Source organism: Haloarchaeobius baliensis (assembly GCF_052060055.1).
GTDB lineage: Archaea > Halobacteriota > Halobacteria > Halobacteriales > Natrialbaceae > Haloarchaeobius > Haloarchaeobius baliensis.
The window spans coordinates 1,452,161-1,470,832 of record NZ_JBPPFR010000001.1; the positions used below are offsets into that span (position 1 = coordinate 1,452,161).

The 18,672-nt window shown below is 70.4% G+C and carries 19 protein-coding genes; 8 read left to right on the plus strand and 11 right to left on the minus strand.

The window, feature by feature from the left end; genetic code table 11:
- Positions 1-222 precede the first annotated feature (222 nt).
- Positions 223-2,367: an NERD domain-containing protein gene (locus ACSG06_RS07420; RefSeq protein ID WP_440989626.1), complete on the plus strand. Its 2,145-nt coding sequence runs from the start codon at positions 223-225 to the stop codon at positions 2,365-2,367.
- A gap of 540 nt (positions 2,368-2,907) precedes the next feature.
- A complete protein-coding gene (locus tag ACSG06_RS07425; RefSeq protein ID WP_440989627.1) occupies positions 2,908-3,684 on the plus strand; it encodes an SDR family NAD(P)-dependent oxidoreductase in 777 nt (258 codons plus the stop codon).
- A gap of 18 nt (positions 3,685-3,702) precedes the next feature.
- Here the strand turns inward: ACSG06_RS07425 and ACSG06_RS07430 are convergent, their stop codons facing one another.
- Positions 3,703-4,755: a M48 family metalloprotease gene (locus ACSG06_RS07430; protein WP_440989628.1), complete on the minus strand. Its 1,053-nt coding sequence runs from the start codon at positions 4,753-4,755 to the stop codon at positions 3,703-3,705.
- Between the two features lie 136 nt (positions 4,756-4,891).
- Between ACSG06_RS07430 and ACSG06_RS07435 the strand changes: the two genes are divergently transcribed.
- Genes ACSG06_RS07435 through ACSG06_RS07450 form a run of 4 tightly spaced genes read left to right on the plus strand, consistent with a single transcriptional unit; the run spans position 4,892 to position 9,619 of the window.
- Positions 4,892-6,028, plus strand: a complete 1,137-nt coding sequence (locus ACSG06_RS07435; RefSeq protein WP_440989629.1) for a DUF4129 domain-containing protein — start codon at positions 4,892-4,894, stop codon at positions 6,026-6,028.
- Entirely contained in the window at positions 6,025-6,672 is a 648-nt protein-coding gene (locus tag ACSG06_RS07440; RefSeq protein WP_440989630.1) for a DUF7269 family protein, read from the plus strand. The genes ACSG06_RS07435 and ACSG06_RS07440 overlap by 4 nt, the downstream gene beginning before the upstream one ends.
- Positions 6,669-8,009 (plus strand): DUF58 domain-containing protein, encoded by a 1,341-nt coding sequence (locus ACSG06_RS07445; RefSeq protein ID WP_440989631.1) that lies wholly within the window; start codon positions 6,669-6,671, stop codon positions 8,007-8,009. Before ACSG06_RS07440 ends, ACSG06_RS07445 begins: the two co-directional genes overlap by 4 nt.
- On the plus strand, positions 8,006-9,619 hold the full coding sequence (locus ACSG06_RS07450) for a DUF7519 family protein (RefSeq protein ID WP_440989632.1): 1,614 nt from the start codon (positions 8,006-8,008) through the stop codon (positions 9,617-9,619). Before ACSG06_RS07445 ends, ACSG06_RS07450 begins: the two co-directional genes overlap by 4 nt.
- Here the strand turns inward: ACSG06_RS07450 and ACSG06_RS07455 are convergent, their stop codons facing one another.
- The 5 genes from ACSG06_RS07455 to ACSG06_RS07475 form a co-directional block, all read right to left on the minus strand.
- Complete coding sequence (locus ACSG06_RS07455; protein WP_440989633.1) at positions 9,620-11,203, minus strand: succinic semialdehyde dehydrogenase; 1,584 nt, start codon at positions 11,201-11,203, stop codon at positions 9,620-9,622.
- 43 nt (positions 11,204-11,246) lie between these two features.
- A complete protein-coding gene (locus ACSG06_RS07460) occupies positions 11,247-11,714 on the minus strand; it encodes a pyridoxamine 5'-phosphate oxidase family protein (protein ID WP_440989634.1) in 468 nt (155 codons plus the stop codon).
- The gene (locus tag ACSG06_RS07465) at positions 11,714-12,148 is read right to left on the minus strand and encodes a universal stress protein (RefSeq protein ID WP_440989635.1); all 435 of its coding nucleotides are present in this window, start codon (positions 12,146-12,148) and stop codon (positions 11,714-11,716) included. Before ACSG06_RS07465 ends, ACSG06_RS07460 begins: the two co-directional genes overlap by 1 nt.
- Before the next feature lie 67 nt (positions 12,149-12,215).
- Positions 12,216-12,542, minus strand: a complete 327-nt coding sequence (locus tag ACSG06_RS07470; protein ID WP_440989636.1) for a putative quinol monooxygenase — start codon at positions 12,540-12,542, stop codon at positions 12,216-12,218.
- Positions 12,543-12,596: 54 nt separating this feature from the next.
- Positions 12,597-13,448 carry an MBL fold metallo-hydrolase gene (locus ACSG06_RS07475; RefSeq protein ID WP_440989637.1) on the minus strand — a complete coding sequence of 284 codons (852 nt, stop codon included), beginning with the start codon at positions 13,446-13,448 and terminating at the stop codon, positions 12,597-12,599.
- Between the two features lie 101 nt (positions 13,449-13,549).
- Here ACSG06_RS07475 and ACSG06_RS07480 point away from each other — a divergent pair, with 101 nt between their 5' ends.
- Positions 13,550-14,410 (plus strand): hypothetical protein, encoded by an 861-nt coding sequence (locus ACSG06_RS07480; RefSeq protein ID WP_440989638.1) that lies wholly within the window; start codon positions 13,550-13,552, stop codon positions 14,408-14,410.
- 89 nt (positions 14,411-14,499) lie between these two features.
- Here ACSG06_RS07480 and ACSG06_RS07485 read toward each other — a convergent pair whose 3' ends face one another.
- From ACSG06_RS07485 to ACSG06_RS07505, 5 genes are all read right to left on the minus strand, one after another.
- A complete protein-coding gene (locus ACSG06_RS07485; protein WP_256301362.1) occupies positions 14,500-14,754 on the minus strand; it encodes an MTH865 family protein in 255 nt (84 codons plus the stop codon).
- A gap of 354 nt (positions 14,755-15,108) precedes the next feature.
- Entirely contained in the window at positions 15,109-15,429 is a 321-nt protein-coding gene (locus ACSG06_RS07490) for a hypothetical protein (RefSeq protein ID WP_440989639.1), read from the minus strand.
- Positions 15,430-15,743: 314 nt separating this feature from the next.
- Positions 15,744-15,929: a hypothetical protein gene (locus tag ACSG06_RS07495; RefSeq protein ID WP_440989640.1), complete on the minus strand. Its 186-nt coding sequence runs from the start codon at positions 15,927-15,929 to the stop codon at positions 15,744-15,746.
- 150 nt (positions 15,930-16,079) lie between these two features.
- Positions 16,080-16,898 carry a DUF7839 domain-containing protein gene (locus tag ACSG06_RS07500; RefSeq protein ID WP_440989641.1) on the minus strand — a complete coding sequence of 273 codons (819 nt, stop codon included), beginning with the start codon at positions 16,896-16,898 and terminating at the stop codon, positions 16,080-16,082.
- 65 nt (positions 16,899-16,963) lie between these two features.
- Positions 16,964-17,797 carry an alpha/beta fold hydrolase gene (locus tag ACSG06_RS07505; protein ID WP_440989642.1) on the minus strand — a complete coding sequence of 278 codons (834 nt, stop codon included), beginning with the start codon at positions 17,795-17,797 and terminating at the stop codon, positions 16,964-16,966.
- 93 nt (positions 17,798-17,890) lie between these two features.
- Between ACSG06_RS07505 and ACSG06_RS07510 the strand changes: the two genes are divergently transcribed.
- Positions 17,891-18,667: an MOSC domain-containing protein gene (locus ACSG06_RS07510; protein WP_440989643.1), complete on the plus strand. Its 777-nt coding sequence runs from the start codon at positions 17,891-17,893 to the stop codon at positions 18,665-18,667.
- The last annotated feature ends 5 nt before the right edge of the window (positions 18,668-18,672 follow it).

Below are 18,672 nucleotides of genomic sequence, written 5' to 3' on the forward strand. Positions count from 1 at the left end.
ACACTGCACGCCACGTCGCATCGTAGCGTACAGCCCGCCAACACTTAAATTTTTCACAACAATCCACCACTCAATTAGTGTTTGCGGCAGCCCTGCCGGTTGAATGGGCGTCCTGCGGCCCAGACGCCGGCATCGTGCAACCGAACGTCGTCCGGTCGGCAGACGGAACCGCCCGCCGGCTCCCCGACACGCTTATGCCCGGGCCGGAACCAGTTCGCCGGCATGGAGTTCATCGCGTCCGGCGAGGGGGGCGACCACGCCGGCGTCGACGCGGAGCGGACGGTCTGGCGGGCGGTGACGAGGGCGTTCGGGCCCGGCGACCGCGGTGTCGCCTACTGGCGCTACCCCATCGTCTCCCCGGAACGAGACACCTTCGACCGGGAGGCCGACTTCGTGCTGCTGCACGAGGCGTTCGGGCTGGTCGTGATCGAGTGCAAGGGCTACCGGCTGGACCACGTCGCCGCCATCGAGGGCGACCGCTGGCGTCTCCAGGGGACACGACAGTCGACGGCGACGCCGTATACGCAGGCCAGGGACCACGGGTTCCGGCTGCTCTCCCACCTCGACGGCGAGCCCGCGCTGACAGACGACCGCGGGAACCCAGCCGTGCCGGCGAACTTCCTCGTCGCCCTCCCGAACGTCGAACGCGACGCCTGGGACGAGCGGTTTGGCACGGTGCCGTCGGCACCGCCGGTGCTGACCGCTGACGAGCTGACGCCGGGGTCGCTGCGGGACCGGCTCGAACGAACCGCCGGCGAGCCCATGGGGACGGCGACCTACGAGGCGTCGCGGGCGGTGCTGAGTGGCGGCCAGCCCATCAGCGGCGAGTCCCGGCCCGAGGTCGGTGAGGGGCCATCGCCAGAGGACGCGTCCACCAAGGCCGAGCTGTACGAGCACGTCGCGGGCGGGCTGAAGCGACTCGACGCCAAGCAGGAGTCCATCGGCCTCCAGGTCCCCGACGGCCCCCAGCAGATACGCGGGATCGCCGGGTCGGGCAAGTCGGTCCTGCTCGCACAGAAGGCCGCCCAGATGCACGCCCGGCACCCGGACTGGCGGATCGTCGTCACGTTCCAGACGCGGTCGCTCTACCCGACGGTCATCGAGACCATCCGGCGCTACCACGAGCACTACGCCGACGCGGAGCCGGACTGGAACCGCCTCCAGGTGCTGCACGGCTGGGGGGGCAGGACACGCCGCGGGCTCTACTACGAGGTCGCCCAGGCCGCCGGCGTCGAGCCCAGAACGTACAGCGACGCCGCGGCCGCCTTCGACCGCGACGACGGCGACCTCCTCGCGCAGTGCTGTGCCGAGGTGCTCGATTCCGGGGCGGTGTCGGAGCGGTACGACGCCGTCCTCGTCGACGAGGCCCAGGACTTCGAGCCCCCCTTCTTCCGGCTCGCGTACGCCGCGCTCGAGCCGCCGAAACGGCTGGTCTGGGCGTACGACGAGGCCCAGAGCCTCCAGACGCTGTCGGCGCCACGCCCGACGGACGTGTTCGGCACCGGGCCCGACGGGACGCCCCGGGTCGACCTCCGGGGCAGCTACGAGGGCGGGGTGCAGAAGAGCCAGGTGATGCGGACGGCCTACCGGACCCCGCGCCCGGTGCTCATGCTCGCACACGTGTTCGGGATGGGGCTGCTGCGCGACCGCGGCGCGGTCCAGGCCCTCACCACCCAGTCCGGCTGGGAGGACATCGGCTACGAGGTCGACGGTGACTTCCGGCAGTACGGCTCCCCCGTCACACTCCGGCGGCCGCCCGAGCACTCCCCGCACCCGCTCTCCGGCGTCGACGCCGCGCGACCGTTCGTCCTCACGGAGACGTTCGACGACCGCGGGCGGGAGCTGGACGCCGTCGCCGACGCCATCGAGCGCGACGTGACCCGGCACGGGCTCGCACCCGCCCAGATCGCAGTCGTCGTCCTCGGGCCCGTCCACGACTCGCGCGACTGGGGCGAGTCGCTCGCGGACCGGCTCCGCCGCCGGAACCTCGACCCGAACCTCGTCTGGGAGAGCGACCCCGACGTGTTCGACCGCGAGGGCGCGGTCACCATCTCCCGGGTCAACCGCGCGAAGGGTAACCAGGCCGCGCAGGTGTACGTCGTCGGGGTGGACACCGTCGCCGACGCGAGCCGCACCGCGGACCTCGTCCAGCGCCGCAACGAGGCGTTCGTCGCACTCACCCGGACGAAGGCCTGGTGCACCGTCACCGGCGTCGCCCGCGACGACGCGCCCACCGACCGGCTGTTCGACGAACTCGACGAGGCCGTCGCCGGAACGACGGCCCGGCCGCCCGTCGTGACCTTCCCGGCGCCAGAGCCCGCGAGCCTCCAGCGGACGATGGTCGACGCGACGCTCGACGCGTTCTGAACCGGATATCCTGACTTCGCACCGATGGCCGAACAGCCGGGTGGCGCGCGGCTGTCTCGGAATCGCTTGCGATTCCGATGGCCAGTGAGAGCTTGCTCTCACCCTGGTGAGACCGCGACCGCAGGGAGCGTGTCGAACCATCCGCGCGAGGGATGAACGAGGGAGCCCGCGACCGAGTGAAGAGGCTGGGGAGGCGTGAGGTGCGGTCGCTGTTGGGTGTCCCGGTGAGCGAGCGTGCGAGCGAACGGGGGCTGTCCGACCGGAGGTCCGACGGGGGGACTGAAAGGGGCTGCTGGCTCGACGAAGGCAGACGACGCAAGCGACGCCAGAGCGAAGCTCTCGCTAGTCTGAGCGCGTCGCGCTCGGGCACCGCAGGGACGAGGGGCGCAGCGAGTTTCCCGAGTCGAGCCAGCAGGAGCTTTCTGGTCGTTCGGGGTTCTCAGTCACCCACATACGGGAAACCCAACCGCCACGGTCAGGTACCGGAACATCGAGTGTCCGATGCGAACAACTAACAATCGCGGGTCCGTTTCCGCGGGCATGGACCTCGGACTCGACGACAGGACAGCACTGGTGACGGGCGGTGCGGGCCGCCTCGGCAGCGAGGACGCGCGACACCTCGCACGGGAGGCCGCCGAGGTGGTCGTCCTCGACGTGGACACGGACGGCGCCGAGCGCGTGGTCGAGGAGATCGAAGACGACGGCGGGGACGCGATGGCGGTCACCTGCGACCTGACCGACCGGGAGGACGTCCGCGAGTGCGTCGCGGAGATCCGCGAGGCGACGGGCGGCGTCGACATCCTGGTGAACAACGCGGGGTTCGTCGACGCCGTCTCGCGGGCGGGCGAGTTCGACGACGACCTCTGGGACCGCGACGTGGAGCTGAACCTGACCGGCGCGTACAACATCACGAAGGAGGTCTTCCCGGGGATGCGCGAGCGCGGCTGGGGCCGGGTCATCACGATGGCCTCCATCGCGGGCACCCACGGGAGCTTCGGACAGCTGTCGTACTCGACGACGAAGTCGGGGCTGGTGGGCTTCGGGAAGACGCTGGCGCTGGAGGGGGCGACCGACGGCGTGACCTCGAACGTGCTCGCGCCGAGCATCGTCGTGAAGGAGCTGGCCGAGATGGACCCGGAGACGCTGGAGCAGTTCCAGCCGTCGTTCGAGCGGGTCCGACAGGCGACGCCGATGAAGGAGCTGGGCCGGGAGGACGACGTGGCGCCGATGGTCTGCTACCTCGCCAGCGAGCAGGCGCGGTACGTGACGGGACAGGTCATCGGCATCACGGGCGGTGCGGACCTGCTGTCGACCTGAGCGTCGGGCCGTCTCTCCTCAGAACCGTTCCCGTTCGAGCTGCTGGAGGCGCTCGATGCGCCGCTCCGTCGCGGGGTGCGACCGGGTCTCCACAGTGAACTGGCCCTCGTCCGCGGGCTCGTCCTCGCTCGAGAAGCCGTGCGGGAGGAAGCACAGCCCCGCGACGCCGGCGTACTGGGTGCGCTTGTCGGCCGTCGGCGTCTCGACGGACCGGTCGAGCTTCGTGAGCGCGGTCGCCATCGCGGTCGGCTGGCCCGCCAGGATCGCGCCGGAGCGGTCGGCGACGTACTCGCGGTACGTCGAGAGGTGCTGGCTCAGGCCGAGGACGACCGCGCCGGCGATGCCGAGGAACACACCCCCGAGGACGACCGTGACCAGCAGCGCGAACGCGAACGAGACGGTGTAGCCGAGGGTGAACGGGGCGGCGTCGATGAACGGGGCGCTGAGGAGGTAGGCGGCCACGACGGCGCCGACCCAGACCGCCGTGCTCGTCGCCCGGGAGCCGAACGGGCTGAAGTCGTCGCTGATGAGTGCGGGGACGAACGACGCGAGCGTCAGCACGAACGCGTCACGGTTGCGGAGGTGTGCGAGCTCGTGGGCGAGCACCGCGTCGAGCTCGTCCCCGTCGAGCGCGTCGAGCAGTCCGGTGCTCACGACGACGGTGCCGTCTGTCACCCCGCCGACGGCGAAGCTGTTCGGGACGTCGGTCTGTGCGACCGCGAGCGTGGGCGTCGCCATGTCGGCGCCGACGGCGAGCCGCTGGAGCCGGCCCTGCACGTCCGGGTAGTCGTCGCCGGACGCCAGGGGGGCGTCGACCTCGTCGAGGAGTTCGCGTCGGCTGTAGCGGAGCTGTGCCCAGCCGAACGCGACCGCGACGGGCAGGACGACGACGGCCCCCCAGACGAGCGGCGAGGTGCCCGAGAGCCCGACCGCGTCGGCGACCGCGTCACGGAGCGGTGCGAGCCAGGGGGCGACCAGGTAGGCGGCGGCCGCGACGAGGACGACGTCGACGACGAGTATCGTCAGGAGGGCCAGCAGGATGCGCCACGTGAGGTCGGGGTCCCGTTCCATTAGTGCCAGTTCGTTCCCGAAGAAACAAAAATATTCGTGGATTGATGTGAGTGCCCGTCTGGAGCACCTTATTTCAACGGCCCGATGGGGGATTGAATAGCAATATATTTAAACGCTTAGACATTTTTTCGTTCGTGTGGGATACGACCTGAGTCGCGCGGCCCTCGTCGTGGTCTCCGTCCTGACGGTCCTCCTCGCAGCGTCGCTGTTCCCGGCCTCGGGGTACGGAACGTACCCTGGCACGGTCGGGGACGGCTTCGCGGGACCATCGGACAGCGACGCGCCAGCCGGTGTCGAAGACCCGGCTGGCACCGTCGAGAACACGGACAGCGCCACGGACACCACCACGAGGACCACGCAGGAACCGACGGCGACGGAGACGACGGTCGAGACGGACTCGCAGGAGGCGACCGACGACTCGACGACACGTGAACCGACCGCGACCACGGAGGCGCAGGACGACGACCCCGCAGGCGCAACCGGGACGGAACTCGGCGGCGGCTTCCCGATCCTCGCCTTCCTCGTCCAGCTGTTCGTGCTGTTCATGGGGCTGTTCCTCGTCGTCGGAGTACTCGCGGTGATCGGCGACGTCGAGCGCCGCCAGACGGGTGAGTTCGACGGCTACGTCGTCGACCTCCCCGTCCTGCCGACGTTCCGCGTGCGGGCCTCGTTCCTCGCGATTCCGCAGGGAACGATGTCGGTGCTCGTCGGATTGACGGCCTCGGCGCCACAGGTGCTCGACGGGCTCGGGCGTACCGTCGACGGCGTGTTCGCCGGCCTGGACGAGCTCGCATCCGGCGTCGGGACGGCGTTCGTCGCCATCCCGTCGGCCCTCGGGAAGGGGCTCGTCGCGATTCCCCGCGGCTTCGGCAGTGGGCTCGGGTCGCTCTCGCTCGGTCTCTCGTCGCTGACCGCCGGAATCTCGACCCGCGAGTGGCTCTCCCGCGGCGGCGACAAGCCGGACGACCCGCGCGACGGTGCGCGGGCAGGCGACACCGACACCGAGGAGGTCGTGGACACCGGCCCCGTCAGTATCGAGGAGGCCTGGGAGAGCATGGTCGACTACGTGCCGCTGCGCCGCCCGGAGTCGAAGACCCCCGCCGAGGTGGCCAGTGCGGCCGTCGACGGCGGCCTCCCCCGGTCGGCCGTCGAACGGCTGACGGCGGTGTTCCGCGACGTGCGCTACGGACGCTACCCGGCGAGCGACGACCGCAAACGCACCGCACGGGAGGCGCTCGCCGAGATCCGAGAGCGCCTGGAGGGCGACGGATGATCGACGGCGTACTCGACCGGATCCCCGTCGACCGACTCCTCCCCGTCCTCGGGACCGCGTCCCTCGTCGGTGCGATGGCGCTCGCGTTCCTCCCGGTGCCGCTTCCGTTCCTGCGCGACCCGGTGGTGACGTTCGCCAACGGGACCACCATCGCGCTGCTCGGCATCACCGCTGCCGTCCTCGGCGTCGTCCACATCGTCCGTGACCGGGACGAGACCACCCGGGAGTCGGCGTCGTTCGGCGTGCCCGAGGCGGCGAACTACGACTCGGTCGGCTCCACCGGGCAGGACCTCGACGACACAATCGAGAACGTCGACGGGACGCTCACCGAACCCGGTTCGACAGAGTGGTGGACGGTCCGCGACCGGGAGCGCGTCGAGGAGGACATCCGGTCGGCCGCCATCGACGTGCTCGTCCGGCAGGAGAACTGCGGCCGCGAGGAGGCCGTGGCGATGCTGGAAGCCGGCACCTGGACGACCGACCTGCGGGCGAGCCGTTTCCTCGGCGGCGAGAACGCGCCCGAACCACCCCTCAAGATGCAGTTCTACGACTGGCTGTCCGGCGAGGCGTACGACCGCCACGTCGAACACACTGTAGACGAGCTGGCAGCACGGGCCGACCTCACGGAGGTCGAGACGGAATGACCCGGCGGGACACCGGCCGCTGGAACGTCGGCTTCACCGCCGCCCTCCTCACGGGGACGCTGGGGCTGCTCGCCCAGAACACGGTCGTGTTCAGTGCAGCCGCCATCGGGCTCTGCTACGCGGTCTACGGCTACGCGAGCCGGCCGCCGACGCTCGACCTGGACGTCGAGCGCACGGTCGCGGACACGTCGCCGATGCCCGGCGACGAGGTCGAGGTGACGGTCACCGTGCGGAACGCGGCGGACGAGCCCCTCGCGGACCTGCGTATCGTCGACGGCGTCCCCGAGACGCTCGGTGTCGTCGACGGCTCGCCGCGACACATGACAGGGCTCCAGCCCGACGAGACCGAGTCGTTCACCTACACCGTGAAGGTCCGCCGTGGCGTCCACGAGTTCGGCGACCTCACGGTCATCGCGCGCAACGTCAGCGGCGGCGTCGAACTCACCGAGAGCGTGGCCGTCGAGAGCCGCCTCTCCTGTCACGCGCCGGTCGAGTCCATGCACCTCGCCGACCAGACCATCCCGTACCCCGGTCGCGTCGAGACCGATTCGACCGGGTCGGGCATCGAGTTCCACTCCATCCGGCAGTACCACCACTCGGACCCGATGAACCGCATCGACTGGCGCGAGTTCGCCCGGAGCGGCGAGCTCCGCACCGTCGAGTTCCGGACCGACCAGGCGGCGACGATCGTCGTCGTGGTCGACACCCGACGCGAGGCACGCGTCTCGCGTCGTCCCGAGGAGCCCGACGGCGTCGAGCTCGGCACCTACGCCGCGGGCCGCATCGCCGGTCACCTGCTCGACGCCGGGAACCGCGTCGGCCTCGCACAGTACGGCAGTTCGCTCGGCTACCTCCGGCCCGGGACCGGGGACGCTCAGGCGGCACGCATCCGGAACAACCTGGACGTGCAGTCCGCGACCTCCATCCCGGTCCGCGGAACGGGGAGGGCGACGAAGCCCGATCCGGACGGCCCAGACGACGCCGGTCCATCACCGGGTGACACCGACAGCGGCGGGGTGGCCGCCACCGACGGCGGCTGGCGCGTCGACTGGCTCCGCCGTCGCGTCCCCAACGGCGCACAGGTGGTGTTCGTCTCGCCACTGCTCGACGACGCACCGCTCGACCTGCTGAAGCGGCTCCGGGCGTCGGGCCACGCGCTCCGGGTCGTCTCGCCGGACGTGACCTCGACGGAGACGCCCGGCAGCGTCGTCGAGGCCATCGAACGCCAGGGTCGCGTCTCGGCGCTCCGGAACCGGACGACGGACGTCATCGAGTGGTCCCCGGACGAGCCGCTCTACGCCGCCATCGAGCGGGCCACGCGGAGGTGGCAGCGGTGACGCCGTACGAGTTCGACGACGAGCCGGCACGGTTCACCAGCCGACTCGCGCTCGCGGTCGCCGTCGTCGCCGCACTCCTGCTCGGGCTCGGGACCGGCCCCGGACTCCTCGGGCAGGCGCCCGAACTGCTGCTCGGGGTCCTCGGAGCCGGGGCGCTGGTCCGCGGCGCGACCGGCGTCACCGAGGACGAGAGCCGCCGGCGGGCGGTCGGGAGCATCTGGTTCGTCTTCGGCATCATCGGCGTCGCGGGGGCGATGGGTGCGTACAAACCGTCGCTCGCTGCAGCGGCCGTCACGTCGTTCGGGACGCTCTCGATGCTGCTGCTCGGCCTCTCGGCCACCGTCGGCATCGACGAGGGGCTGGTCCGGTCGCTCGGTGGGGCCATCTCGCGGTCCCTCGTGGTCGTGGTCGTCGGTGCGGTCGTGCTGGCCGGCGTGCACGTCGCGTTCTTCCGGTCGGCGGCCATCCTGACCGTCGCTGGCCTCGGCGCCCTCGTCGGTGTCAGCCCGCTGATCAGCTTCCTCATGCTCCAGGTCGAGGTGCTCCTCCTCGCCCTCCTCGTCGAGCGCGCGCTGGCCGTGGTCGACGGCTGGCTCCCCCGCCGACGGTTCGACCGGCGCGAGACGTCGTTGCGCGAACTCGGTGTCCGCGTCGGCGACGTGCCGAAGGGCGTCTACGTCCTGCTCGGGCTGCAGTTCCTGCTTGCGGCCACCCCCTGGGGGCGGGCCCTGTTCGCCCGTCTGCTCGTCCAGACCGGCCCGTTCGGGACGGTCGTCGCCAGGGTCCTCCAGTCGTGGGTGCCACACGCCCTGCTCGGCGTCGGCATCCTGCTGTTCGGGAGCGTGGTCCTCGCCAGAGCCTGCCAGCGTGTCGTCGTCCGCTGGATCGGCAGTGAGCCACCGAAGACGTTCGGGTACGCCGCCGGTGGCGTCGTCATCTCCGTGCTCGTCGGCGTCCTGACGGCGCTTCCGCCGGTCCGCTGGCTGGTCGACTGGACCGTCCCGGACGGCTCCGTACTCGACGTCTCCTTCGCCACCTACGGCATGGGGACGACGTTCCTCTCGCTCGTCGTCGTCGCCCTCTGTGCCGTCCTCGTCTCCCTCCCGGTGTTCATGTTCCTGGTATGGGACGAGGGGGGAACGGGCGCCGACGACGGTTCGACGGCCGGCGCAGGCCTGTTGCTGTTCGCCAGCATCGCCGCCGGCTTCGGTGAGGCACCGGCTCCGGTCGTGTTCGTCGGCGTGGCCGCCGCGCTGGCGACGTGGGACCTCTCGGTGAACGCGACGCTGATCGGCGAGGAGGTCGGTCGCGCCGCCGAGACGCGCCGGGGCGAGGTCATCCACGCGGCGGGCGTGCTCGCCGTCGGCGCCGTCGCCGTCATCGTCACGCTGCTCGGCGTCGAGTTCATCGGGGCCGCCGCGCTCACCGTCGACGTGCCCAGATGGCGTGCCGTCGGTGCGCTCGCCCTGCTGCTGTTCGCGCTCATCTGTTTCGCCGCCCTCGCTGTTCGCGAGGACGAGAAGCCCGCCGACGGGTCCGACACCGGGGACGACGAGTACGACCCGCCCCGGGAGCGCGGGCCGTGGTACACGAAGTTCGACGACCTCTGACTACCGCAGGAACGGTACCTTCCGCCAGAGTCGGAGGGAGGCCGAGAGCGCCCGGGCGTACCACTCGGACTGGACGCCGATGGGAGGCGTGACCGGGTGGTTCCTCGCCGCGATGGTCTGTGACTCCGTGTAGCGCATGAGCCCCTCCTTGCCGTGGCGGCGGCCGAGTCCGGAGTCCTTCCGCCCGCCCATCGGCGCGTCGATGGCGGCCCACGTTTCGAGGTAGCCGCCGTTGATGGTGACGGTGCCGGTGTCGATCTCGCGTGCGACGGCCCGTCCGCGGTCGCGGTTCGTCGTCCAGACGCTGGCGTTGAGCCCGTAGTCGGTGTCGTTCGTCCGCTCGATGGCCTCGCGCTCGCCCGAAACCGGCGCGACGCTCACGACCGGGCCGAACGTCTCCTCGCAGGCGGCGCGAGCGTCGTCCGGGAGGTCGGTCACGACGGTCGGTTCGAAGAAGTACGGGCCGAGGTCGGGGCGATGGTCGCCGCCGACGTGGACCGTCGCGCCCTGCTCGCGGGCGTCGGCGACGTGTTCCTCGACGGTCTCCAGCTGGTCGGCGGAGGCGAGCGACCCCACGTCGACGCCGAACCCGTACCCCGGCCCGAGCGAGAGGTCGGAGACGGCGGCGACGAACCGCGAGAGGAACCGGTCGTACAGCGACTCGTCGACGAAGACGCGCTCCGTGCCGATGCAGAGCTGGCCGGCGTTCGTGAAGCACGCGCCGACCGCTCCCTCGACGGCCTCGTCGAGGTCGGCGTCGTCGAGCACCACGAGCGAGTTCTTCCCACCGAGCTCGAGCGAGCAGTCGACGAGGTTGCGGCCGGCGGCGGCGGCGACCTCACGGCCGGTCGCGGTCGAGCCGGTGAAGCTGACGTAGTCCACCGCGTCGACCAGCGCCGGGCCGAGCGTGGCACCGGCGCCCGTGACGACCTGCACGAGGTCGTGCGGGAGGCCGGCTTCGCGCAGGAGTTCGACGAGTGCGAGGGCCGTGTACGGCGTCGTCTCGGCCGGCTTCAGGACGACGGCGTTCCCCGCGAGCAGCGCGGGCAGGGCGTCGGAGATGGCGAGCGTGATGGGGTAGTTCCACGGAGCGATGACGCCGACGACGCCGACGGGGTGGTGGACGACCTCGGCCTTCGAGGAGAGCAGGGGGACCGCGGCGTCCCGGCGTTCGGTCGCGAGCATGTCGGGGGCGCGGTAGCCGTAGTAGCGGCTCGTCAACGCCACGTCGAGGACCTCCTCGAAGGCGTGGGCGCGGGACTTCCCGCTCTCGAGCTGGGCGAGGTCGAGCAGCTCGTCCTGGCGGTCGAGCACGATGTCGTGCAGGCGTTTCACCACCGCGGCGCGCTCCTCGGGCGAGCGGTCGGCCCAGCGCGACTGGGCCGCCGCGGCACGGTCGACGGCGGACACGACGTCCACGGGCTCGCATTCGGTGACGGTCGCGGCGGTCTCGCCGGTGAACACCTCGGTGACGGCGCGGCGGTCGCGGTCGTCGTCGGCCGTCGCCACGAGGCCGTCGAGTCGGTCGAATCGCTCGCGCGTCACCGTCGACGGGAGGGCGTCGTCGGCCAGCAGGTCGGTCATGGCCGGTGCTACGAGGCGGGGGTGTAAAACCGTGTCCGAGCGGTCACTCGTCGTCGGTCGCGGCGCTCGGCATCCGGTCGGAGAAGTCCCAGGTGTACGCCTTCGTCACGTCGACCTCGATACGGACCTCCTCGCGGTCGGGGGCGAGCAACGACCGTGCGAGGCCGGAATCGGTACCGCCGAGGTACCGGTCGAGCAGGCGACGCAGCAGCGCCTTCTCCTCGTCGGAGTCGATGGTCGCGATGCCCTGGCCGCGGACCCCCCGGTACGGCGGACGGTTCGTCGAAATCTCGAAGGCGACGGTGTCGTCCTCGCGGAGGTAGCGCACGACGTCGGCCGAGGCGGCCGTGGCACAGGCCAGCTGGCCGGCCTCGGGGTCGTACTCGAACCAGAGCGAGAGCATCCAGAGGCCACCCTTCGGGGTCCGGCACGCCAGCCTGACGGGTATCCGGGCATCGTCGAGGAACGCGGCCACGTCCTCGTGATCCCACGCCCCACGGAGCGGGTACATCAGCGGACGACCGTCACCGGGCAGTGTGCACGGCGGACGACCGCCTCTGCGACGCTGCCCAGCAGGATTCGGCTGACGCCGGTGCGGCCGTGGCTGCCGATGAGTATCTGGTCGATGTCGTTCTCGTCGGCGTACTCGTTGATCGAGCGGGACGGCCGGCCGACGACGACCTCGGTCTCCAGTTCGACGTCGTACTCGTCGGCGATCTTCTGGGCCTGCGCGAGCAGGTCCTCGCCCGCCTGCTTCTCCTGTTCGTACCACTCCTCCCAGTACCCGGGGAGGCCGCCGTCGAACGGGGCGCTGTAGCCGGCCTCCATGAGGTCGATGACGTTCAGGACGACGATCTCGGCGTCGGGGTGGGTGGTCAGCGCGTGCTCCAGTGCCGTCCGTGCCTGTTCGGACTCGTCGAAGGGGACCAGGATTCTGTCGACCATACCTGAACTGTCACCCGTCAGCCGCATAAAACGTTCCACGACTCTCCCGCGATGGGAACGACCCGCGTCAGTCGAGCTCGTCGACGCCGAAGCTGACGGTGTGGACCTCGCCGTCGACGGCGAACTGCGTCGTCTCCATCTCACCGGCGACGAACTCGGGGAGCCGGTCGACGAACCGCTCGTAGTGCTCCGTCTCGGTGTGGGCCTCGGCCGCCTCGGCGTCCTCGTATCGCTCGACGAACCGGACGACGTTCCGGTCCGAGACGTCGACCGTCGCGTCGTAGGCGACGGTTCCCGGTTCGGCGCGGGACCGTTCGGCCAGGTCGGCGAACAGTTCGAGGGCCTCCTCGCGTCGGTCGGGGTCGATCGGCACGCTGGTCAGGACGACGTACATCGACCGGACCGACGGACCGGGGCGTAAAACCGGTTCGGTTGCCGTGGGATGTTCTCACAGGGTCTGCAGGACCCCGACCACGTCGCGCTCGATGGTCGGCGAGGGCCACTCGTTCGAGAGCGCGGCGAGCATGTCCTCACGGTCCTCGAAGGCCGCCGCGGCGGCCTCGACGTCGGCGACCCACTCGGGCAGGAGGTCGGTGTAGGCCGCCAGCGCGTCGTCGGGGTCGTCGCGCGTCCCGAAGTGGCCGTAACACAGCGTCTCGGCGTCCAGCTCGCGGAGGCGGGCGACGGTCTCGAGGCTCAGCTCGAGGTCGAAGTCCGGTGCTGGTGTCGTCGGCAGCAGCTCGCCGAACAGGTTCATACCGGCGGCGTCCCCGGCGAACAGCGCGCCGGTCCGGTCGTCGAGCGCGGCGACCTGGTGTGGGGCGTGCCCCGGCGCGTGGACCAGCTCCAGCGAGCGGTCGCCGCAGTCGATGGTCTCGCCGCCGGAGACGACACGGCAGCGGTCGCGGTCGACGAGCTCGGGGCGGCCGTAGCCCGTCGCGACCTCGTCGCCGACGGCGGCGCGGGCGCTCTCGTACAGCCGGTCGCGCTTCGCCTCGTCGGTGAGGTAGTCGACGCCGCGCTCGTGGACGACGACGGTGGCGTTCGGGCAGTGGTCCGCGAGCGCGCCGGTCGCGCCCGCGTGGTCGAGGTGGACGTGCGTCGGGAGGAGATGGGCGACCGATTCGGGGTCGATTCCGGCCTCGTCGAGCCCCTCGATGACGTACTCGGCACCGGCGGCGGGGCCGGGGTCGACGACGACCGGTTCGGCGGCGTCGACGACGTAGGGCGACATCGCACCCGGGATACCCATCATCCGGGCGTCGAGGGCGTGGGTGTCCGCGGTGACCTGCGTGACCATAGCCCTCGTTCGGACGGCCCCGGGAAAAGTGGGTCGTCATCATGTTGGACGGGCGGTTTCTGCAGAAAGCACTTGTCGGGGGAGTCGAGACTCTGCCTCGCATGCGACGCAGAGCCCTCCTCTCCACGTCCGGTGTCGTCCTCGCCGGCCTCGCCGGCTGCCTGTCGGAGTCGTCCGACGACGACGAACCGGCGAACGACACGACGAACAGCACCGACACGCCGACCGACGCGCCGACGACCGAGCCGCCCCGGTCGGCGGTCACGGTGTCGCTCGAAAGCTACCAGCCCGCCATCATCCAGCTCGCGACCGACTCCATCCACACCGCCAGCGAGGCCGGCGCGTACCTGTTCCTCTCCGTCGATGCGAGCGAGGCCGACGACCCGCCGAGCCGCAGCGACTTCGCGTTCGAACTCGACGGGACGTCCCACTCGCCCGTGAAACCGGACGAACGTCGGCTCTGGCGGCAGTACAGCGAGGACGGCAGCTACGGCGGCGAGAACGCGACCGGCTGGCTGCTGTTCGAGCTCCCCGAGGCAGCCGCCGCCGAGGACGCCCGGGTCACCTGGCCCGACGGCGAGTGGCGGCCGGGCGAGTCGCTGCGGACCAGACTGGCCGCCGAGTACCCGCCGATGTCGATGGAGTTCTCGGTGCCGGAGACGGTACCGAACGGTGAGCATCCGATGGTCACCATCACGGTTCAGAACGAAGGTGCCGTCGACGCACGCTTCGTCGCCGGCCTGAACCGGGTCGGCCCGCGCATCGCGTACACACCCGTCGCGGCCCCGTCGTTCGTCGTCCCCGCAGGGGGATCGGAGACGTGGGAGCACACCGGCGACTACGACACGACCCGGCTGCAGGACGACGAGCTCGGCGACGGCCAGCACGACGTGACGTACCACCTCGACTCCGTGCTCGGCAGGGAGAGCCGGGACGTCAGCTACGTCTCCGACGATTCCTGACCGTCCTCGACACCCTATTCCTCGTCACTGACCTGGAGAGCGGCAGCTCTCCGGAACTGCTGCGTCGAAAGAACTGAATCGCGAGCCGATCAGTCGAGGTGACCGGCGTCCTTGAGGTTCTCCATGATGTCGTCGACGAACGACTCCACGTCGTCGTACGGGAAGTCGCCGCCTGGGAGCTTGGTCTGGAGCTCCATCGCGGTCATGGAGAAGTCGCCGGACTCGAAGCGCGTGCCCGGGCCGTTCGGGAGCGCGGGAACGAGGTCCATCGGGCTGGAGATGGGGTAGTCAGCGCCACCGAAGGCGTCGATCATCTGCTCGCGAAGGTCATCTTCGTCTGCCATGGACACCCGTTCGAACGGATAAATAATAAATCATGGGGTAGTTGGTTCCCGGCCGACCCCTGATTCGTCCTACCTCCTCCTCACGCGGGCCGGACTTGACGCTACCGGTGAATTGAACGCGGGGCGGCGGAACCGCCCGCAGAGAGCGGCTACGGTGGGATGACTGGCACGACCACGGCGGTGTGGCTGTGCAGGACCGTCGCCGGGTCCGTCGGGAGGGCCGTCGTCAGCGGGGTCGGCTTCGTGGGTCGCTGGCGTGACGGTGACGACGGTGCGGTCGCGACCGGTCGTGACGGACCGGTCGCTGGGATCGACCGCGGGACGCGGTCGGGATGGGGGGACCGGGCGGCGGCGTTACGCCGTGGCCGCGGTCCTGGTCGCGAGCGCGACCTCGTGGACGGCTTCGATACCGGTGCCGTCCTCGAGGTCGGCCCGAACGGTGCTGTCGTCGGTGGCCTGCGAGCGAAGCGTGACGGTCGCACGGACGTCGACGACGATGGCGTTGAGGTTGGGCGTGATGCCCGTGATCTCCTCGACGTCGACGTCGTCGAGCGCGTCGATGCGTGCGACGACGGTCGCGGCACCGGCGAGCAGGTCGCCGGGTGCGCCGTCGGGGACGCGGACGCGCAGGTGGACTGTCGCTTCGGTCTCGCGACCGAGACTGGCCTGTGCCATACGCCCTCGCCGCGAGTCGAACGCGGTGGCCGACGCGAGGTCGGTGGTCGCCGTCCGCGAGGGTGGGGCCCGTGTCGTGTACCGCACGGGCAGTCGTGTGCAACGGTAGCGTCGGCCACACCGTGGGTGCGAGCGGACGCTACAGTCTGCGCTCGGATCGTGTGGCGGCGCTGCGGTCGAGGTGAAGTGCGGCGACCCCGCCGGTCAGTCAGGATGGAACCAGTTCGGTTCTGAGAACCCGACTGCCGGCGCGAGCGGCGGTGCCTAGGAGCCGTAGGAATCGGCAGAAACACCGCCGGGCCGCGTCAACACCGTCACGCGGCGCCGGCAGAGACGAACCGAACGGCGGGATACCCCTTCGGATTCCCGACCACGCCCGGTTCACCATCCCCAGCGCCGCGCTGGCAGCCGGCAGCGGAGGAACCCTCCACGCCGACGGTGGCGGCCTCGCCAGTGACCGCGGTGGCGAACGCCGAGATGGTGAGCATCGAGCGGGTCATCGTCTGTGGGTACCCCGTTCCCGGTCGAGAGTCGGGATTGAGGTGTCAAATCGTAGAATGGAACTTCACTTAAAGATTCCGATATGAGTGGTGGTGTGTCGGCGACGTCTGTCGAATACGCCGCAGTAATCGACTGGGTGGTCGTCGTCCTCAGAGGTCGGCCGCGTCGACGACCTCGTAGCCGATGTTGCCGTCGCGGAGTCGGTCGGTGTGTCGCGAGAGCTCGTCAGTGACGACCACCAGCAGGACGGTGAGCCCCTTGGTGGCCGCCTCGGTGACCGCCTCGGCCGTCCCGAAGCGGATGTCCGGCTCGAGGTCGGCCTCGGAACAGGCGACGAGGGACTCCGTACCGGAGACCGCGAGCAGGTCGTGGGTACCGACGTGGTCGGCCAGTGCGGACGGGTCGACGGTCGCGGACCCGCCCTTGGCGACGCGCGGGACCGAGACGACGGTGACCGTCCCGAGCTCGTAGTCCAGGACGCCCTCGAAGTCGGTCACCCCGACGTCCTGCCCCGGGTCTGCGCTCGTGACCGCGACGGCCGTCGCGCTGCCGTCGCCGCCGGTCGACGCCCGCATGACGCCGTCCCGCATCGACATCGTCACCGTCTGTCCCTCCTCGATACGGTCGTCAGCGACGGCGGTCTCGGCGTCGACCTGTCCGATGACCTCCTCGGAGACGTGGGTGACGTACTCGCGGAGGTCCTCGGTGCGGGAGATGAGCCAGTCGACGCCCTCCTTCGTCACCTCGTAGCGGCCGCGTCCGAGCTTGCGGACGTAGTCGCGCTCGACGAGGTCCTGGAGGTAGTCGCTCACTGCCTGTGCGGTGACGCCGATCTCGTCCGCGATCTCCTGCTGGCTGACCGCGGGCTGGCGCTCTGCGATCTCCGAGAGGATCTGGTAGCGCGTCGCGTTGCGCTTGCTCTGGAGGACGCTCAGCTCCTCTTCAGGGTCGGCGTCGTCGGGAGCCATCGTCGGAGCTTGGGCTGTCGATTACAAGTAGCTTTGCACTAACAGCCACCTGGATTGGGTAGCTGTCAGCTCGTGGTGCAGAAGTCGGTCAGCAGCTCGACCATCCGGTCGGGGTCCTCACGCGGCGGCCAGTGCGCGCAGTGCTCCAGCACCTCCAGTCGGGCGTTCGGAGCAAGTGCCGCCGCCTGCTCGGCGAGTTCGACGGGGACGATCTCGTCGTGTCTCCCGTGGACGAACAGCGTCGGAACGTCGAGTTCGTCGAGTCTCGGCGTGAAGTTCGTCACGTACCCGTGCCGGGTCATCTCGTGCTTCCGGAAGTTCCGGAACGCGACGCAGGCGTTCGGCTTCCGGGCGTACTTCCAGACCGCGTCGACGCACTCCTCGGAGAGGACGTCGGTGTCGTGGACGATGCCACCGAGACTCGCCTTCGTGAACCCGCGGCTCCGCCGGAACAGGGCCACGGCGATGCGATTGAGGAACGGGAGCCGCGAGAGCGCCCACGAGAGCGTCCCGCGAGGCAGTTCGGTACCCAGTCCGAAACAGCTCGTCGGGACGAGTCGGTGCACGTCAACGTCCGTATCGAGCGCGAGGCCGAGCGCCACCGCCCCACCCAGCGAGAGCCCGCAGACCGATGGCTCCTCGACGTCGAGTTCGTTGCAGAAGCCCGCCATCGTCTGCACGTGCCGGTCGATGGTGTACTCCACGTCCGGCACGTCGCTGTCGCCGTAGCCGAGCAGGTCGGGAGCGTACACCGTGAACCGCTCCGACAGCGGGTCGACGACCTCGCCCCACGAGACGGGGCCGGCGTCGATGATGCCGCCGTGCAGCAGGAGCAGGGGTGGCCCGTCGCCCGCCGCGACGTACCTGATATCGTGCCCGTCGACTGTGACAGTCGCCATGGCGCGGGGTTCGCCCACTGCGGGGATAAATCGGTGGGTCGGCACCACGTCGCGACCGCAACCCTTGAGCGCGGCGCGCGCCAACTCCCGCCGATGCCCACCGTCGCCAGCCTCCGCGTCCACCCCGTCAAGTCGCTCGACCCGCTGGAGCTCGACGCCGTCGACGTCAACGCCGGCGCGCTCCGGCACGACCGCGAGTACGCCATCGTCGACGAGGACCGCGAGTTCGTCAACGGGAAGCGCGAGCCCGCACTCCACCGACTCGCGTCCGACTACGACCCCGAACGGCGCGAGCTCTCGGTCCGCGAGCGCGGCGACGACGACTGTGCGACGTTCAGCATGGACGCCGAGCGCGGCGAGCTGAACGCCTGGCTGAGCGCGTTCCTCGACTACCCGGTGAGCGTGGTCCGCGACGCGTCCGGCGGGATGCCCGACGACACCGACGCCGACGGCCCGACGGTCATCGCCCGCGAGACCGCCGCCGAGATCGCCGGCTGGTACGACGGTATCGACACCGACGAGATGCTCCGACGCCTCCGACCCAACATCGTCGTCGAGGCCGGCGAGCCGTTCTGGGAGGACCGGCTCTACGCCGACCGCGGGTCTGTGCAGCGGTTCTCCGTGGGCGACGTCGACCTCGAGGGCGTCCAGCCCTGCCAGCGCTGTGCCGTCCCGACGCGGGACCCCGTCACCGGCGCGGAGACGCCCGGCTTCCGGGAGACGTTCATCGAGCAGCGCGCGGCGACGCTGCCAGCATGGGCGAACCGGGACTGGTTCGACCACCACTTCCGGGTGATGGTCAACACGCGGATTCCGGAGGAATCGTGGGGGGAGACGGTCGAGGTCGGGGATCGAGTCGAACGCAAGTGATCGGT

Coding starts and splice junctions, on each gene's coding strand:
- ACSG06_RS07485 (WP_256301362.1), bottom strand. CDS start 14,754: ATGGCAGACGAAGATGACCTTCGCGAGCAGATGATCGACGCCTTCGGT.
- ACSG06_RS07490 (WP_440989639.1), bottom strand. CDS start 15,429: ATGGCACAGGCCAGTCTCGGTCGCGAGACCGAAGCGACAGTCCACCTG.
- ACSG06_RS07480 (WP_440989638.1), top strand. CDS start 13,550: ATGCGACGCAGAGCCCTCCTCTCCACGTCCGGTGTCGTCCTCGCCGGC.
- ACSG06_RS07505 (WP_440989642.1), bottom strand. CDS start 17,797: ATGGCGACTGTCACAGTCGACGGGCACGATATCAGGTACGTCGCGGCG.
- ACSG06_RS07470 (WP_440989636.1), bottom strand. CDS start 12,542: ATGTACGTCGTCCTGACCAGCGTGCCGATCGACCCCGACCGACGCGAG.
- ACSG06_RS07475 (WP_440989637.1), bottom strand. CDS start 13,448: ATGGTCACGCAGGTCACCGCGGACACCCACGCCCTCGACGCCCGGATG.
- ACSG06_RS07455 (WP_440989633.1), bottom strand. CDS start 11,203: ATGACCGACCTGCTGGCCGACGACGCCCTCCCGTCGACGGTGACGCGC.
- ACSG06_RS07440 (WP_440989630.1), top strand. CDS start 6,025: ATGATCGACGGCGTACTCGACCGGATCCCCGTCGACCGACTCCTCCCC.
- ACSG06_RS07465 (WP_440989635.1), bottom strand. CDS start 12,148: ATGGTCGACAGAATCCTGGTCCCCTTCGACGAGTCCGAACAGGCACGG.
- ACSG06_RS07425 (WP_440989627.1), top strand. CDS start 2,908: ATGGACCTCGGACTCGACGACAGGACAGCACTGGTGACGGGCGGTGCG.
- ACSG06_RS07495 (WP_440989640.1), bottom strand. CDS start 15,929: ATGACCCGCTCGATGCTCACCATCTCGGCGTTCGCCACCGCGGTCACT.
- ACSG06_RS07430 (WP_440989628.1), bottom strand. CDS start 4,755: ATGGAACGGGACCCCGACCTCACGTGGCGCATCCTGCTGGCCCTCCTG.
- ACSG06_RS07420 (WP_440989626.1), top strand. CDS start 223: ATGGAGTTCATCGCGTCCGGCGAGGGGGGCGACCACGCCGGCGTCGAC.
- ACSG06_RS07510 (WP_440989643.1), top strand. CDS start 17,891: ATGCCCACCGTCGCCAGCCTCCGCGTCCACCCCGTCAAGTCGCTCGAC.
- ACSG06_RS07460 (WP_440989634.1), bottom strand. CDS start 11,714: ATGTACCCGCTCCGTGGGGCGTGGGATCACGAGGACGTGGCCGCGTTC.
- ACSG06_RS07500 (WP_440989641.1), bottom strand. CDS start 16,898: ATGGCTCCCGACGACGCCGACCCTGAAGAGGAGCTGAGCGTCCTCCAG.
- ACSG06_RS07445 (WP_440989631.1), top strand. CDS start 6,669: ATGACCCGGCGGGACACCGGCCGCTGGAACGTCGGCTTCACCGCCGCC.